A 14,722-nucleotide genomic window follows, 5' to 3' on the forward strand; every position below is an offset into this window, starting at 1 on the left:
CTTTGCGCGAGCAAAGACTTGGTCGGAGCCGGGTGGGGGGGCGCTCGCGCCAGCGAACGCGCGAGCCTTCGGCTCGCTCGACCCCTCACCCAAGCTGCGCTAGCCAGCACGCTGGCAAGCTCCGCTATCCCTCTCCCCTGTCCAGGGGCGAGGGATAGGTCGGCGTTACTCCTTCGCCGTCCCCGGCTCGGCCATGTTGCGGTGCATGTGCGCGGTCACCTCGGGCGGCAGGACGTGCGAGGCGGCGACCTGGAGCTTGTTCTTCCAGCCGGACACGATCGAATGCTTGCCCGCCATCAGCGCGTCCCACCCGTCCTTGGCGACCTTGGCGGGGTCGGACTTGGTGTCGCTGGTGCCGACGTCGGTGTCCATCATGTCGGCGCGGTCGAAGAATTCGGTATCGACCGGGCCCGGCATCAGCGTGGTGATCGTAATGTCCTTGTGATCCTTCAGCTCGTCGCGGATCGCGTCGGTGAAGGAATCCACGAACGCCTTCGTCCCGTTGTAGACCGCCTGGAAGCTGCCGGGGATGAAGCCGGCGATCGAGCCGGTGACCAGCACCTTGCCCTGGTGCCGCTCGGTCATCTGGCGCAGCACCTTCTGGAGCAGGTAGAGCGTGCCGGTGATGTTGGTGTCGACCACGCGCCGCCACTCCGCGACCTCCTGATCGAGGAAGCCGCGGCCCAGCCCCTTGCCGGCATTGGCGCACAGCAGGTCGACCGGGCGACCCTCGGCGGCGGCGAGCAGGCGGTCGACGCCCTCGATCGTCGACAAATCGGCCTCCACCGAGGTGACCTCGGTGCCGAACTGGCGGAAGTCGGCCGCGGCTGCGTCGATCAGCGGCTCATCGGCGACGACGAGGATGTCGTAGCCGTTCTGCGCGGCGAGGGTGGCGAGTTCGAAGCCGATGCCGGTCGAGGCGCCGGTGATGATGGCGAATTTGTTGGGCATTGCTCTCTCCATTTTGGCCGTCCTCCCCGCGGAGGCGGGGATCCAGAACCTCTGACGTTTCGACTCTTGCGAAGACCTGCGTGTCTGGATTCCCGCCTGCGCGGGAATGACGACGGGGTTGGGCGGGAACGACGACGGGGTAGGGCGGGAATGACGGTGAGGGGTGGTGTCGGGCGCGCCTACATCCCCGGCTTCAGCACGATCTTCGTCACCTCGTTCTGCTGATCGTGGAACATCTTGTACCCCTCCGGCCCCTTTTCGAGCGGCATGCGGTGCGAAATGAGGAAGGTGGTGTCGATCTTCTCCTCGAGGATCGCGGTCAGCAGCGCGGGCAGATAGCGCTGGACGTGGGTCTGGCCGGTCTTGAGCGTCAGCCCCTTTTCCATGAACGCGCCGAGCGGCCATTTGTCGACGAAGCCGCCGTAGACCGCGGGCATCGACACGCGCCCGCCCTTGCGGCACGCGATGATCGCCTGGCGGTTGGCGTGCGCGCGGTCGGTGCCGGTGAAGGTCGACACCTTGATCTGGTCGAGCACGTTGTCGACGAAGAAGCCGTGCGCCTCCAGCCCGACGCTGTCGATCACCGCGTCGGGACCGATCCCGCCGGTCATCACCATCAGCGCCTCGTAGACCGCGCTTTCCTCGAAATTGATCGTCTCCGCCCCGAATTTCGCCGCCAGCTTCAGCCGGTTGGGAAAGTGGTCGATCGCGATCACGCGCTCGGCGCCCATCAGGAACGCCGACTGGATCGCGAACAGACCGACCGGGCCGCAACCCCAGACCGCGACGGTATCGCCCGGTTCGATGTCGGCGTTCTCGGCGGCCATCCAGCCGGTCGGCAGGATGTCGGAGAGGAACAGCACCTTGTCGTCCTCGACCCCGTCCGGGATCACGATCGGACCGACGTCGCTGAACGGCACGCGGACATATTCGGCCTGGCCGCCGGCATAGCCGCCGGTCATGTGGCTGTACCCGAACAGCCCGGCCATGGGCTGGCCGTAGAGTTCCTGCGCGATATCCTGATTGTCGGCGGGCAGTCCGTTGTCGCAGGCGGAGAATTGCTGCTTCGTGCAATGGTAGCAGCTGCCGCACGAAATGGTGAACGGGACGACGACGCGCTGGCCCTTCCTGAGCGTCGACTTCGCGCCGACCTCGACCACCTCGCCCATGAATTCATGGCCCAGGATGTCGCCGGACTTCATCGTCGGGATGTAGCCGTCGTAGAGGTGAAGGTCCGACCCGCAGATCGCGGTCGACGTCACCTTGATGACGCAGTCGCGCGGGTTGACGATGCCGGGATCGTCGACGGTATCGACGCGGACGTCGTGCTTGCCGTGCCAGGTGATCGCTTTCACAGCCCCATCTCCTCGAATTGCTTGGCGTTCATCGCCGGGGTCGCGACCTCGCCGGTCTCCAGCAACTGCTTGAAGCGGCGCAGGTCGCGGCGGGACTGGATGGCAGGTTCGCGCTGGAACATCTTGGCGATGACCTTGCCGATCACGCCGCCGGGCGGGTCGTAGTCGATCGTGGCGACGATCACCGTCCCGCGCGCGCCCGCATCGCGGAACTCGACGCGGCCGCGGTTGGGCACCTCGGCACCCGGCTCGCTTTCCCAGGCGAGCAGCTTGCCGGGCACTTCCTCGGTAATCCGCGCGTCCCATTCGACCTGACCGCCGCCGGGCGCCTTGACGACCCAGTGCGACCGGCGCTCGTCGCGCACGTCGATGCGGACCACATTCTCCATGAAGGCCGGCCAGGCGGCGAAGTCGCGGAAGCGGCTGTAGACCTCGTCGACCGGCAGGTTGATCGTCACCGCGCGGGCGGTCAGCGCCGTCGGCTTGTCCTGCTTGGCGGCGGCAAGGGGGGCGTCATCGGCCATGTCGGCTCCTTTCCTGTCGCGCGGTCAATGGCCGGTCGGGAGGAGCGTTCCGTGGAAAGTCCGTCGCTTGATCTGAGTCAGTGAGGTTGGGGAAAGAGGGCGAGCGGCGTCCCCCCCCCGGTCATCCCCGCGCAGGCGGGGATCCGGACGCGCAGGTCCTCGAAGGGGCCGCTACCTCAGGGGTTCTGGATTCCCGCCTGCGCGGAAATGACGGTGTTGGGGGGCGTCAGGGATTGCCCTTGCCGCCGTGCGCGCCGACGGCGGTGCCGGTCGAGAAGCTGGCGCCGCTCTCCGCCAGGGCGACGTACAGTCCGGCCAGCTCCGCGGGCTGTCCGGCGCGGCCGAGCGGGGTGTCCTGCCCGAACTCGCCCATCTTGCCCGGCAGCTGCCCGCCCGCGACCTGAAGCGGGGTCCAGATCGGGCCGGGGGCGACCATGTTGACGCGGATCCCCTTCTTGGCGAGCTGCTTGGCCAGCCCCTTGGTGAAGATCAGGATCGCACCCTTGGTGCTGGCGTAATCCAGCAGTTCCTCGCCGGGGTCGTAGCTGTTGACTGAGCCGGTGTTGATGATGACCGAGCCGGCCGGCATCGAGGGGATCGCGGCCTTCGCAATACGGAACATCGCGAAGATGTTCGTCTCGAAGGTGCGCACCATCTGCTCGTCGGTGATCTCGGAAATGTCGGCCTTGCTCTGCTGATAGGCGGCGTTGTTCACGAGCAGGTCGAGCCCGCCGAGCTGCCGCACCGCATCGGCGACCAGCTTCGTGCACGCCTTCTCGGTGCGGATGTCGGCGGGGAGCAGCACCGCCTTGCGCCCGGCCTGTTCGATCAGCGCCTTGACCTCGCGTGCGTCGGGTTCTTCGCTCGGATGGTAATTGATCGCGACATCGGCGCCCTCGCGCGCGAAGGCGATGGCGGCGGCGCGGCCGATCCCGCTGTCGCCGCCGGTGACCAGCGCCTTGCGGCCCGTCAGGCGCCCCGAGCCGCGGTAGCTGGTCTCCCCGCTGTCGGGGCGCGGGGTCATCTTGCCTTGGAGCGCGGGCCAGGGCTGGCGCTGTTCGGGGAACGGCTGGCTGGTATAGGCGGTGCGCGGGTCGCGCAGTGCCGCCGGCGGTGCGGCGCCCGCACCCTGTGCCGCTGCCGCGCCGCCGCCGCCGAAAACCAGCCCTGCCGCCGCGGCGCCGCCCAGCACGGTGCGGCGCGTGGTGCCCTGTTCGTCCATGTCGCTGTACTCCCGAAAGGATGTCAGCGCGAACGGGCGGCGGCGGCAGAGGTTGCGGTCAGAAGCGATAGCCGATCGTTCCCTGCACGACGCGGCGGTTGCCGTACCAGCACCAGGCGTAATTGGCGAAGCAGGAGGTGATGTAGCTCTTGTCGAACAGGTTCGACGCATTGACGGAGGCGGTCAGCCCCTTCAGCGCGGGGTTCACGCGTTCCAGGTCGAGGCGCGCCCAGGCGTCGTAGACGGTGTAGGACGGGCTATTGAGCGCGAACGCCGCCGCCGGGTTTTCGGGGGGCGTGTAGACGCCGGCATAGACCTCGTCGACGTGGCGCACCGCGCCGCCCAGGGTCAGGCCGCGGAAGGTGCCACGCTCCGGCGCCCAGTCGAGGATCAGCGACGCACCGCCGCGCCCGACCGTCTCCAGCCCGCGCCCGACCCGCGACGGGTCCTGCGGGTCGCTGGTGACGCGTACGCGCTGGCGACTGTAGGCGGCGCGGGCGGTGAAGCCGAGGCCGAGCGGAGCGCTGCCCTCGAACTCGACACCGGTCGAGCGGACCTCGCCGGTCTGGCGCGAGATCGTGAAGTCGGGGGTGGAGGTGACGACGTTGGTCTGGTCGATGCGGAACCACGCGCCCGACAGCAGGATCGGGGTGCCGGGGACGCTGAACTTCGCGCCTGCCTCGATCTGCTTGCCGAGCGACGGGTCGGCGAGCCCGAGCGTGTTGTCGGCGCGGCGCACGGTCGACGCCTGCGGCTCGAACGAGGTCGAGTAGCTGACGTAGGGTGCCAGGCCGAACGGCAGCGTGTAGAGCGCCGAGGCACGGCCGGTGAACTTGCGGTCGTTCTTCGCGGTGCCGCCGTTCTGCTGCCCGCGTGCCCAGTCGTGCCGGCCGCCGAGCGTGACGCGGAGCGCACCCCATTCGATCTGGTCCTGCGCGTAGACGCCCTGCTGGCGCAGCCGCGCGTCGAGCGTGAACTCGCCGAAGCCGTTCGGGACCTGTGCCGGGGTGCGCGGCACCACCATCGTGCCATAGACCGGATTGTAGACGTCGAGCGGGGTCGCCCCGCCGAACTGGCCGTCTTCGGTCGAATGCGCGACCTGGCGGTCGACGCCGAACAGCAGGCGGTGGGTGAGCGGGCCGGTACGGACGATGCCGGTCAGCTGGTTGTCATAGGTCCAGTTGTTCAGCTCCTCGTCGGTGGCGTAGCTGGCGCGGTTGAACACGCGCGTGCTGCCCGCGACCGGCGCGCCGCTGACATAGACCAGCCCGAGCTGCGAGGTGACGTTCTGGTAGCGCCCCGACGCGCGGAAGCGCCAGCCGCCGCCGAAATCGTGCGTGAAGATGTACGTGCCCGCCGCCTGTTCGCGCCGGTAGCGGTTGCCCGCCTCGCCGCCGTCGAAGCGCGTCGACAGCCGCCCATTGGGGTTGTCGATCAGCGTGCCTAGCGCGGGGAAGACGCCATAGGCGCCATTGTGCGGATCGTGCGAATACGTGCCGAGCAGGGTGAAGGTGGTGCGCGATCCGTTGCCGATCGTCACCGCGCCCGACACGGTCTGCCGCTCGCGCCTGGCGAAACGCTGCTGCGTGTCGGCGCCGTTGGCGCTGCCGTAGACGCGCCACAGCACGTCGTCGCCCGCGCGACCGCCAAGGTCGGCGTCGACGCGGTAGAGGTCGTATTCGCCGTAGGTGCCGGCGATGCCGCCGTACAGCGGCACGTCGACCGGCAGCTTGCTCGATTGCGCGATCAGCCCGCCGGGCCCGGACTGGCCATACAGCGTCGAGGCGGGACCCTTCAGGACCTCGAAACGATCGAGTCGCGAGACGTCGACCTGCGGGATCGCGTAGCCGGTGGTGCTGCCGAACTGCTTGAGCCCGTCGAGGAAGACCGGCGCGTCGAACCCGCGCAGCTTGAACTGGTCGTAGACCTCGGCGCTCGATCCGCGCGTCTCGGGGGTGACGCCGGCGACGAACCGCAGCGCCTGGTTGAGGTTCTGGAGTCCCAGCTCCTCGATCTGCTCGCTGGTGACGACGGTGATCGACTGCGCGGTTTCGGCAAGCGGCAGCGCGGACTTGGTCGCGGCGGAGGCGAGGTCGGGAGCCTGGCGGCCGGTGACGATCACGTCGTCGTCGGCGGCATACTCGGCACGCGCGTCGCTACGCGTTTGAGCGATCGCGGGTGCGGCCGCGAGCAGGGCGGCGAGCGTGGCGAGGCTGCTGGAATGACGAAAGAACATCGGTCCCCCTTGGTGTGGCGGCGGCTCTATCGTGATTGCAAGTGAGTAGCAATAAGGTTTGTGGTGCGGGTGGGAGCGCCTGCGCCACCGCGTAGGGAGCGGCGTTTCCTGATCGCTATCTTCGTTCGTGCTGCGCTTGTCGAAGCACGCGTGGAAGGTGGTGCGCCCGTGACACGCACTTCGACAGGCTCAGTGCGAACGGTCGAAGGACCTTGCCGCGCTCGCGTCACGACCGTGCGCGGCGAGCGAGCGTCAGATGGTCTGCCTTGCGCGAAAGACATCGGCTCACGGCTGTGCGGGAGCGACGGTGAGGACGGCGTGCGATGCGCCGATCGCCTGCGCCGGATATGAGAAGAGGTTGCCGAGCGCCCGCGGAGGTACGCCCGACAACCCCTTGACATGGTCAGCGGCCGGAGAGCTCCAGCCCGGGAGACCATGTTGGCCTCCAAGAACCGCCTGTGCCGCTACGTTGAAGGGAGGACAGGTCCTCCCGCAGCGGTTGGGCGATGCCTAGAAGCGCATCTCCCGAACGAACTGAACCGACCCCATTGCTGAACCATGAGACATCGGATCACCTCCTTTCGCTGGTTGATAACAGGTGCGACCGCGTAAGCCGCATCTGCAATGTGAGGGGTTGCGGGGTGCGATACAAGTCTTGAATTGCGTGCCGTTCTGCACGACGATCCGCATCCTCGTGCCCGCGTCAGCCGCGGCAATCCTGGATCACGCGACCGACCTCCGCCCATGGCGGCAGGACGAGCGGCGTCGTACCGCTCTGCTCGACCGTGAAGCGCCCGCGCGTGAACGCCATCGCATCGAGCAGGCGATCGTCGGGGGCGAATTGCGCGGTCACCTGCGGCACCGCGCCGGGTACGAGCGCGGTGGCGATCGCGCGCGTCGTGGCGCTCGTCCGGATCGTGAAGGGCGTCGCGCCGGCGCCGGGGCGCGAGAGCGTGACGACGCGCGCGGCGCGGTCGCAGCGCAGCTCCGCCACCACCGGCTGACCGGGTGCGGCATAGACGGCGCGCGTGCCGCCGGCATCGCCGAGGTAGCGCCACGCCCCCGGGGTCCAGGGCCAGTCCTGCCAGTCGGCGACCGGCCGGGGCGCGGGCGGGGGCGGGGCCACCGCGGGGGCGGGGAGCGCGACGGGAACGGGCGGCGCGGCGCGCGGCACGCAGGCGCCGACGACCAGCGCGAGCACAGCGGCGAACGGCAGGAAGGATGAACGGGTCACGCGTGACGCTATGGCGGATCGCCGCCACGCGCTCAACCGCCGCGCCCGGAACCGCCGCACCGCCACGGCGGTTCACCGCGCGATATCGATTAACATAGGAGTATGAGGCCATGGCCGACGAGGCACCGACGCAGATCCTGGTGCAGGCCCATCTGAGCGACACGATGAAGGTCGACACGCGCGACGGCGATCATCTGGGCACCGTGCACGCGTTCATGGTCCACAAGTCGACCGGGCGCGCGACGCATGCCGTGCTGAGCCTGGGCGGGTTCCTGGGGATGGGGAAGAGCTATTATCCGCTGCCCTTCTCGCTGCTCCAGTTCGATCCGGTGCGCGACCGCTATGTGGTGACGATCGACCGGCGGCTGCTGGAGGGCGGGCCGAGCTGGGCGAACAACGCACCCGTCTTCGACCAGGCCTATGCCGACCGCGTCGCCAGTTATTACCAGGTGCAGGGCGAAAATCTGAACATCGCATAAGGAGCGCGGACGATGACCGAGCGCAAGGAAAACGACGTGCAGGAAGCGGTGGAGGAACTGCTGACCGACCCGGACGCGCCGGAGAAGGGCAACGGCACGCCGCCTCCGCAGACCACCGACGCCGAGCCGGCGCGCGAGCGCCGGTGACCGGGAGGCCGGCACGCGCCAGCCGTCCGTGCCGAGCCTGATGAAGGACGTGCCCGGGCTACGCCCCTCGACATGCTCGGGACGAACGCGGTTCGGGTCGAGGTGCGTGCCCCGCTATCGCTCCGCCGGTATGCGGTCGATCGCCCATTCGTGATTCTCGATCACCCACGCGGGCACCGGCCCTTCGGCATCGCGCGACGGCGCGTAGCGGAAGCGGCGCTGGATCAGCCGGCAGGTCGTGGCGTCGAGGATCGCATTGCCGCTGCTCTTGGTCACGCGGCAGTCGCGGACGCGCCCGTCGACCCAGACGAGGAACCTGACCGAGACCGTGCCCTGGAAGCCGATGTCGGCGACCTCGGGCGGATAGTCGGCACCGCTCAGCCGCCCGCGCTTCCAGATCGGCGGCGTGTCGTCACCCGGTCCGCCATCGCCGTCGCCCCAGCCGCCGCTGCCGGTGCCGTCGCCGACGCCACCTGCGCCCGTACCGGGGCCGACCTTCGTCGTCGCGCCCTGCGTCGGCTGGTTGCCGGCGAACGGCTTGAGCGCGACCGGGATCGGCGGCGGCGGAAGCGGAATCACGACGATCGGCCTGGGCGCGGCGACCTGCGTCGCCTGCGAGCGGATATTGGGCGGCGCGGCGCGGCCGGAGGCGCGGGTGCTGTGGGTGCGTTTCGGCACGATCCTCACCGGCGGCGGGGGCGGAGGGTCGACGCGGAACACCGCGAGCCCGTCCTCGATCCGGTGCGCGAGCGGCGCGCCGGCGAGCCCGACCAGCAACGCCCAGCCCAGCGCGGCGCTCACCGCCGCGGCGGCGAGGGCGGGGCCGATCCGGTCGCGGGCGGCGGGTGCGTACATGATGGAGGATATAGGAAGGTGTGGCTGAACCGGGAGTGACGGCTTCACGGCACAGACGTCGTGCCGTCACCCCGGCGGAGGCCGGGGTCCAGGTGCGGAACGTCGCCGCATTTCAGTGCAACAGCCGTTTCGCTTCGTCCTGAAACGCTGCGTCGCTGGACCCCGGCGTTCGCCGGGGTGACGGGAATGGGTTGCGGGGGAAGGGAGGTGCCCGTCGCCCCTTATCGCTTCCCGAACTTGCGCTGCGTCTTGCCGAAGCGGGTCTTGCGCGTGCCGGGCTTGCCCTCGTTGCTGCGCCCCATCAGCGGCAGCTTCTGCTGCTCGACGGGCAGGCCCAGCTCTTCCTGTTCCAGCGCGCGAATCTCGTCGCGCAGGCGTCCGGCTTCCTCGAATTCGAGGTCGGCGGCGGCCTTGCGCATCTTCTTTTCCAGCTCCTCTATATAGGCGCGCAGATTGTGGCCCACCATGTGCGGGCGATCCTCGTCGATCTCGACCGTCACCTGGTCCTTCGACGCGACGTGCGCGATGATGTCGCCGATGTTCTTGCGCACGGTCGTCGGCGTGATGCCGTGCTCGGCATTGTACGCCTGCTGCTTCTCGCGGCGGCGCGCGGTCTCGTTCATCGCGCGCTCCATGCTGCCGGTGATGCGGTCGGCATAGAGGATCACGCGCCCGTCGACGTTGCGCGCCGCGCGCCCGATCGTCTGGATCAGCGAGGTTTCGGAGCGCAGGAAGCCTTCCTTGTCGGCGTCGAGGATCGCGACCAGTCCGCATTCAGGAATGTCGAGACCCTCGCGCAGCAGGTTGATGCCGATCAGCACGTCGTAGACGCCCAGCCGCAGGTCGCGGATCAGCTCGATACGCTCCAGCGTCTCGACGTCGGAGTGCATGTAGCGGACCTTGATCCCCGCCTCGTGCATATATTCGGTCAGGTCCTCCGCCATCCGCTTCGTCAGCGTGGTGACGAGCGTGCGGTAGCCCAGCTCGGTCGTCTTGCGGCATTCCTGGATCAGGTCCTGCACCTGCTCCTCGACCGGCTTGATCTCGACCGGCGGGTCGATGAGGCCGGTGGGGCGGATGACCTGTTCGGCGAAGACACCGCCGGCCTGCTCCATCTCCCACGTGCCCGGCGTCGCGGACACGCACACGGTCTGCGGGCGCATCGCGTCCCATTCGTTGAAGCGCAGCGGGCGGTTGTCGATCGCCGAGGGGAGCCGGAAGCCGTATTCGGCCAGCGTGATCTTGCGGCGGTGGTCGCCGCGCGACATGCCGTTGATCTGGCCGATCGTCTGGTGGCTTTCGTCGACGAACAGCAGCGCGTTCTCGGGCAGATATTCGAACAGCGTGGGCGGCGGCTCGCCGGGCAGGCGGCCCGTCAGGAAGCGGCTGTAATTCTCGATGCCGTTGCAGCTGCCGGTCGCGGCGATCATCTCGAGGTCGAAGTTCGTTCGCTGCTCCAGCCGCTGGCGCTCGAGCAACTTGCCCTCGATCTCCAGCTCCTTCAGCCGCTCGGACAGCTCGTGCTTGATCGCCTCCGTCGCCTGCTTCATCGTCGGGCCGGGCGTGACATAGTGCGAATTGGCGTAGATGCGGATCGAGCCCAGGCTCGCCGACTTCTTGCCGGTCAGCGGATCGAACTCGACGATCTCCTCGATCTCGTCGCCGAAGAACGACACGCGCCACGCGCTGTCCTCATAATGCGACGGAAAGATTTCGAGATTGTCGCCCTTCACGCGGAAATTGCCGCGCTGGAACGCGGCGTCGTTGCGCTTGTATTGCAACGCGACCAGCTTGCGGACGATCTCGCGCTGGTCGACGCTCTGCCCCTTCTTCAGGTCGAAGATCATCGCCGAATAGGTCTCGACCGAGCCGATGCCGTAGAGGCACGACACCGACGCGACAATCAGCACGTCGTCGCGTTCCAGCAGCGACCGCGTCGCCGAGTGGCGCATGCGGTCGATCGCCTCGTTGATGCTCGACTCCTTCTCGATATAGGTGTCGGAGCGCGGGACGTACGCCTCGGGCTGATAGTAATCGTAATAGCTGACGAAATATTCGACGGCATTGTCGGGGAAGAACGACTTGAACTCGCCGTAGAGCTGCGCGGCGAGGATCTTGTTGGGCGCGAGGATCAGGGCGGGGCGCTGCATCTCCTCGATCACCTTGGCCATGGTGAAGGTCTTGCCCGAGCCGGTGACGCCGAGCAGCACCTGATCCTTTTCGCCCGCGCGCGCGGTTTCGACCAGTTCGCGGATCGCGGTCGGCTGATCGCCGGAGGGCTGATACTCGCTGACGAGCTTGAACGGCTTGCCGCCCTCCACCTTGTCGGGGCGGTTCGGACGGTGCGGGACGAACGCCTCGCCGGTTTCGGGTTCGGCCAGGTTGGTGCGGATCTGGATCGCCATGCGCGGCAATATGGGCGCACGGTCCGCGCGGCGAAAGGGCAGCGTTGACGATGTGTTCCGTGTCAGCTACTGCGAGTCAATCGCAAATCGAGGTGACCTGATGTACCGCTTCCTCGACCGCCTGCCGCCGGACCTGGACGAGCATTTCCATTTCCTGACCGGCGCGATGCGGATGTGGACCGCCGCGGCGCGGGCCGGGCGCTGCCCGTGCGCGGCGCTGGCCCCCGGGTTCGGGTGGCGCGGGGTGATGGCGGCGTTGCCCGATTTCACGAGGCTGATGGCGCTGCTCGATGCGCATGCGCTGCGCTGGTTGCGGTTCGGGATGCCCGGCGCGGAACATGTCACCGCGGCGTAGGCGACGCTGCTGGCGATGTTCGACGCCGCGCTTTCCGGTGATGCGACGGTGGTGCGCCGGATCGCCGCGACGTTGGTCGACGACGGCGACGCGCCGCGCGTGGCGGAGGAACTGGCGGCGGCCACCGAGTGGGTGGCGTTGCGCTTCGTACAGGCGCCGCTGGCACAGCGCGACTGAGCACGCTTGCCCGCGCCCAAGCCCAGCTATGGTTGACCCTGTCGGATGCGCACCATAATGCGCGCCATTCGCAAGAATTCCCATCCACAGACCGGATCACCGATGACCGACCTGCGCGCGCCCGTGCTTATCCCCGAGTCCACCGCCTTCCACAGCGTGGCGGTGAAATGGGTGCGCCATTGGAACGAGCATCTGTTCAGCTTCGCGGTCGAGCGCCCGGCGTCGTTTCGCTTCCGCTCCGGCGAGTTCGTGATGATCGGGCTGCCGGGTGAGGGCGGTACGGAGGACAAGCCCGCCAAGCCGGTGATGCGCGCCTATTCGATCGCCAGCCCGGCCTGGGCGGAGGAGCTGGAGTTCCTGTCGATCAAGGTGCCGGGCGGCCCGCTGACCGGACGGTTGCAGGCGGTGGAGCCGGGCGACCAGCTGTACCTCGGCAAGAAGCCGACCGGTACGCTGGTGCTGGACGCGCTGGAGGGCGGCAAGCGGCTGTTCCTGCTGTCGACCGGCACCGGCCTGGCGCCGTTCCTGAGCGTCGCGCGCGATCCGGACGTGTACGAGCGTTTCGACCAGGTCGTGATCGTCCACGGGGTGCGCCGCGTCAACGATCTCGCCTTCCACGACGAGCTGAGCGCGCGGCTGGCGGACGATCCGCTGGTGGCGGACGAGGCGGCGACCCGGTTCCACTACGTCCCCGCGGTCACGCGCGAGGACTTCCATACGACCGGGCGCATCCCGGCGCTGATCGAGAGCGGGCGGCTGTTCGCGGCGCTGGACGGCGAGCCGCGCTTCGATCCCGAGACCGACCGGGTGATGCTGTGCGGATCGACCGCGATGATCCGGGAGATCGCGTCGACGCTGGAGCACAAGGGGTTCGTCGAAGGGTCGAACGCCAACCCGGGCCAGTTCGTGATCGAGCGCGCGTTCGTCGATTGACGGCGGAGCGGGCGGGGTGACGGCGTGCGGGTGGCGCGCTAGAAGCCCGCGCCATGCTCGACATGCGACCCGATTGCGAACGCTGCGGCGCGGACCTGCCCGCCGACGAGGGCGGCGCGTTCATCTGTTCGTTCGAATGCACGTTCTGCGCAGATTGCGCCGATGCGCTGGACGAAACCTGCCCGAATTGCGGCGGCGAGTTGCTCGACCGCCCGGCACGCGTCGGCAAGGCGTTGAAGCAGCATCCCGCCGCCACCGAACGGCGGTTCCGCGCGTGACGCCGCGCGTCCTGATCGTCGCCGGCTCCGACTCCGGCGGCGGCGCGGGTATCCAGGCGGACATCAAGACCGTCGCGATGCTGGGCGGGCACGCGATGACCGCGATCACCGCCGTCACCGCGCAGAACACGCTGGGCGTCGAGGCCGTCACGGCGCTGTCGCCCGGAATGGTGCGCCAGCAGATGGCATGCGTGTCGCGCGACATCGGCGTGGATGCGGTCAAGATCGGGATGCTGGGCGGCGCGGCGATCGCGGCGGCCGTCGCCGACGAACTGGCGGGCGCGTCATATGCGGTGCCGATCGTCCTCGATCCGGTGATGGTCGCGACGAGCGGCGCGACGCTGGCCGATGCCGATACGATCGCGGCGTTCGAGCGGTTGGCGCGGATGAGCACGCTGATCACGCCGAACCTGCCCGAGCTGGCGGTGCTGTGCGGGCGCGAGGCGCTCGACGCCGCCGAGATCCAGCCCGCCGCGCGCGCGTATGCGGCGCGGACCGGCGCTGCGGTGCTGGTGAAGGGCGGGCATGCGAGCGGCGACACGGTGGTCGATCGGCTGGTCGACGCGACCGGCACCATCGCCGAATGGGGCAACCCGCGCATCGACACCCGCCACAGCCACGGCACCGGCTGCACGCTGGCCAGCGCGATAGCGACGGGGCTGGCCGCCGGGCTGACGCTGGAGCCGGCGATCGCGCGCGCGATCCGGTACGTCCGCGCCGCGCTGGGCGCCGCGCCGGGGCTGGGGCAGGGGCACGGGCCGATGGGCCACGCGCTCGGCACCGCGCCGTTCGACGCGTGGGAGCGCGCATGCCGGGCCTGAAGCACGAGCGTGCGTGCCTGCCCCCGGTCGCGGGGGTGGACGAGGCGGGGCGCGGGCCGCTCGCCGGGCCGGTCGTCGCCTGTGCGCTGGTGCTGCCCGCCAGGGGCGTGCCGCGCGGGATCGACGATTCGAAGAAGCTGTCGGCGACGGAGCGCGAGCGGCTGTGCGCGCGGCTGACCGATTGCGCGGCGCTGGGGATCGGGATCGTCGAGCCGGCCGAGATCGACGCGCTGAATATCTACTGGGCGACGATGAAGGCGATGACGCTGGCGGTCGACCGGCTGGCGGAGGTGCTGGGGTGCGCGCCGGGCCATGTGCTGGTCGACGGCAACCGCCTGCCGCGCTGGGGCTATGCCGCGACCGCGATCGTCTCGGGCGATGCGCACAGCCGCTCGATCGCCGCGGCGTCGATCGTCGCCAAGCACACCCGCGACCGGATCATGATCGCCGCCGCCGAATCGCATCCGCATTACGGCTGGCACGCCAACAAGGGTTACGGCAGCGCGCAGCACCTCGCCGCGTTGCGCGAGCACGGACCGACCCCGCTGCACCGCCGCAGCTTCGCGCCGGTCGCGCAATGTGTTTTGCCGCTTTGAGTCTTTTGGGTCACACCACCACCCGTTGAGTCCGCCGAGTCGCGCACGACTCAATATATGGACACGGACTCATCTTGTTCCGGTTTTGCAACGAGTCGCGCCTCGACTCGCTTCGCCGCACGACCCTTGACGGACTCGCGCTTTCCCGCCCTTC

General features: G+C 68.9%; 16 protein-coding genes. 8 read left to right on the forward strand and 8 right to left on the reverse strand.

Features of this window, described 5'->3' with window-relative positions:
• Nucleotides 1–165: 165 nt before the first annotated feature.
• The 6 genes from J2Y58_RS01470 to J2Y58_RS01495 form a co-directional block, all read right to left on the reverse strand.
• A complete protein-coding gene (locus tag J2Y58_RS01470; RefSeq protein ID WP_310097637.1) occupies nucleotides 166–951 on the reverse strand; it encodes an SDR family NAD(P)-dependent oxidoreductase in 786 nt (261 codons plus the stop codon).
• Between the two features lie 179 nt (nucleotides 952–1,130).
• Nucleotides 1,131–2,306 (reverse strand): zinc-dependent alcohol dehydrogenase, encoded by a 1,176-nt coding sequence (locus tag J2Y58_RS01475; protein ID WP_310097640.1) that lies wholly within the window; start codon nucleotides 2,304–2,306, stop codon nucleotides 1,131–1,133.
• Complete coding sequence (locus J2Y58_RS01480) at nucleotides 2,303–2,830, reverse strand: SRPBCC family protein (RefSeq protein WP_310097643.1); 528 nt, start codon at nucleotides 2,828–2,830, stop codon at nucleotides 2,303–2,305. The genes J2Y58_RS01475 and J2Y58_RS01480 overlap by 4 nt, the downstream gene beginning before the upstream one ends.
• A gap of 226 nt (nucleotides 2,831–3,056) precedes the next feature.
• Complete coding sequence (locus J2Y58_RS01485) at nucleotides 3,057–4,052, reverse strand: SDR family oxidoreductase (protein ID WP_310097647.1); 996 nt, start codon at nucleotides 4,050–4,052, stop codon at nucleotides 3,057–3,059.
• 58 nt (nucleotides 4,053–4,110) lie between these two features.
• Nucleotides 4,111–6,288, reverse strand: a complete 2,178-nt coding sequence (locus J2Y58_RS01490) for a TonB-dependent siderophore receptor (protein WP_310097650.1) — start codon at nucleotides 6,286–6,288, stop codon at nucleotides 4,111–4,113.
• Nucleotides 6,289–6,991: 703 nt separating this feature from the next.
• Complete coding sequence (locus tag J2Y58_RS01495) at nucleotides 6,992–7,522, reverse strand: hypothetical protein (RefSeq protein ID WP_310097653.1); 531 nt, start codon at nucleotides 7,520–7,522, stop codon at nucleotides 6,992–6,994.
• A 110-nt stretch (nucleotides 7,523–7,632) separates the two neighbouring features.
• Here J2Y58_RS01495 and J2Y58_RS01500 point away from each other — a divergent pair, with 110 nt between their 5' ends.
• Both J2Y58_RS01500 and J2Y58_RS01505 read left to right on the forward strand, forming a co-directional pair.
• Entirely contained in the window at nucleotides 7,633–8,001 is a 369-nt protein-coding gene (locus J2Y58_RS01500; protein WP_310097656.1) for a PRC-barrel domain-containing protein, read from the forward strand.
• 12 nt (nucleotides 8,002–8,013) lie between these two features.
• Entirely contained in the window at nucleotides 8,014–8,148 is a 135-nt protein-coding gene (locus tag J2Y58_RS01505) for a hypothetical protein (protein ID WP_310097659.1), read from the forward strand.
• Nucleotides 8,149–8,262: 114 nt separating this feature from the next.
• Here the strand turns inward: J2Y58_RS01505 and J2Y58_RS01510 are convergent, their stop codons facing one another.
• Entirely contained in the window at nucleotides 8,263–9,003 is a 741-nt protein-coding gene (locus J2Y58_RS01510; protein ID WP_310097662.1) for an energy transducer TonB, read from the reverse strand.
• A gap of 221 nt (nucleotides 9,004–9,224) precedes the next feature.
• Nucleotides 9,225–11,408: an excinuclease ABC subunit UvrB gene (gene uvrB / locus J2Y58_RS01515; RefSeq protein WP_310097665.1), complete on the reverse strand. Its 2,184-nt coding sequence runs from the start codon at nucleotides 11,406–11,408 to the stop codon at nucleotides 9,225–9,227.
• Nucleotides 11,409–11,508: 100 nt separating this feature from the next.
• Here uvrB and J2Y58_RS01520 point away from each other — a divergent pair, with 100 nt between their 5' ends.
• From J2Y58_RS01520 to J2Y58_RS01545, 6 genes are all read left to right on the forward strand, one after another.
• Nucleotides 11,509–11,763 carry a hypothetical protein gene (locus J2Y58_RS01520; RefSeq protein ID WP_310097668.1) on the forward strand — a complete coding sequence of 85 codons (255 nt, stop codon included), beginning with the start codon at nucleotides 11,509–11,511 and terminating at the stop codon, nucleotides 11,761–11,763.
• Between the two features lie 15 nt (nucleotides 11,764–11,778).
• Nucleotides 11,779–11,940, forward strand: coding sequence for a hypothetical protein (locus tag J2Y58_RS01525; protein WP_310097671.1), 162 nt, complete (start codon nucleotides 11,779–11,781; stop codon nucleotides 11,938–11,940).
• Between the two features lie 102 nt (nucleotides 11,941–12,042).
• On the forward strand, nucleotides 12,043–12,873 hold the full coding sequence (locus J2Y58_RS01530) for a ferredoxin--NADP reductase (RefSeq protein ID WP_310097673.1): 831 nt from the start codon (nucleotides 12,043–12,045) through the stop codon (nucleotides 12,871–12,873).
• A 53-nt stretch (nucleotides 12,874–12,926) separates the two neighbouring features.
• Nucleotides 12,927–13,151 (forward strand): DUF1272 domain-containing protein, encoded by a 225-nt coding sequence (locus tag J2Y58_RS01535; protein WP_310097677.1) that lies wholly within the window; start codon nucleotides 12,927–12,929, stop codon nucleotides 13,149–13,151.
• Nucleotides 13,148–13,972, forward strand: a complete 825-nt coding sequence (gene thiD / locus J2Y58_RS01540) for a bifunctional hydroxymethylpyrimidine kinase/phosphomethylpyrimidine kinase (protein WP_310097680.1) — start codon at nucleotides 13,148–13,150, stop codon at nucleotides 13,970–13,972. The genes J2Y58_RS01535 and thiD overlap by 4 nt, the downstream gene beginning before the upstream one ends.
• Nucleotides 13,960–14,568 (forward strand): ribonuclease HII, encoded by a 609-nt coding sequence (locus J2Y58_RS01545; protein ID WP_310097683.1) that lies wholly within the window; start codon nucleotides 13,960–13,962, stop codon nucleotides 14,566–14,568. The genes thiD and J2Y58_RS01545 overlap by 13 nt, the downstream gene beginning before the upstream one ends.
• Nucleotides 14,569–14,722 lie beyond the last annotated feature (154 nt).

Origin of the sequence: Sphingomonas sp. BE138 (assembly GCF_031456125.1) — a bacterium.
Taxonomy (GTDB): Bacteria; Pseudomonadota; Alphaproteobacteria; order Sphingomonadales; family Sphingomonadaceae; genus Sphingomonas.

Bases quoted from the DNA above. Each gene is read 5' to 3' on its own strand.
- J2Y58_RS01470 (WP_310097637.1), bottom strand. From the start codon at position 951: ATGCCCAACAAATTCGCCATCATCACCGGCGCCTCGACCGGCATCGGC.
- J2Y58_RS01480 (WP_310097643.1), bottom strand. From the start codon at position 2,830: ATGGCCGATGACGCCCCCCTTGCCGCCGCCAAGCAGGACAAGCCGACG.
- J2Y58_RS01485 (WP_310097647.1), bottom strand. From the start codon at position 4,052: ATGGACGAACAGGGCACCACGCGCCGCACCGTGCTGGGCGGCGCCGCG.
- J2Y58_RS01490 (WP_310097650.1), bottom strand. From the start codon at position 6,288: ATGTTCTTTCGTCATTCCAGCAGCCTCGCCACGCTCGCCGCCCTGCTC.
- J2Y58_RS01500 (WP_310097656.1), top strand. From the start codon at position 7,633: ATGGCCGACGAGGCACCGACGCAGATCCTGGTGCAGGCCCATCTGAGC.
- J2Y58_RS01505 (WP_310097659.1), top strand. From the start codon at position 8,014: ATGACCGAGCGCAAGGAAAACGACGTGCAGGAAGCGGTGGAGGAACTG.
- J2Y58_RS01510 (WP_310097662.1), bottom strand. From the start codon at position 9,003: ATGTACGCACCCGCCGCCCGCGACCGGATCGGCCCCGCCCTCGCCGCC.
- uvrB (WP_310097665.1), bottom strand. From the start codon at position 11,408: ATGGCGATCCAGATCCGCACCAACCTGGCCGAACCCGAAACCGGCGAG.
- J2Y58_RS01520 (WP_310097668.1), top strand. From the start codon at position 11,509: ATGTACCGCTTCCTCGACCGCCTGCCGCCGGACCTGGACGAGCATTTC.
- J2Y58_RS01525 (WP_310097671.1), top strand. From the start codon at position 11,779: ATGTTCGACGCCGCGCTTTCCGGTGATGCGACGGTGGTGCGCCGGATC.
- J2Y58_RS01530 (WP_310097673.1), top strand. From the start codon at position 12,043: ATGACCGACCTGCGCGCGCCCGTGCTTATCCCCGAGTCCACCGCCTTC.
- J2Y58_RS01535 (WP_310097677.1), top strand. From the start codon at position 12,927: ATGCTCGACATGCGACCCGATTGCGAACGCTGCGGCGCGGACCTGCCC.
- J2Y58_RS01545 (WP_310097683.1), top strand. From the start codon at position 13,960: ATGCCGGGCCTGAAGCACGAGCGTGCGTGCCTGCCCCCGGTCGCGGGG.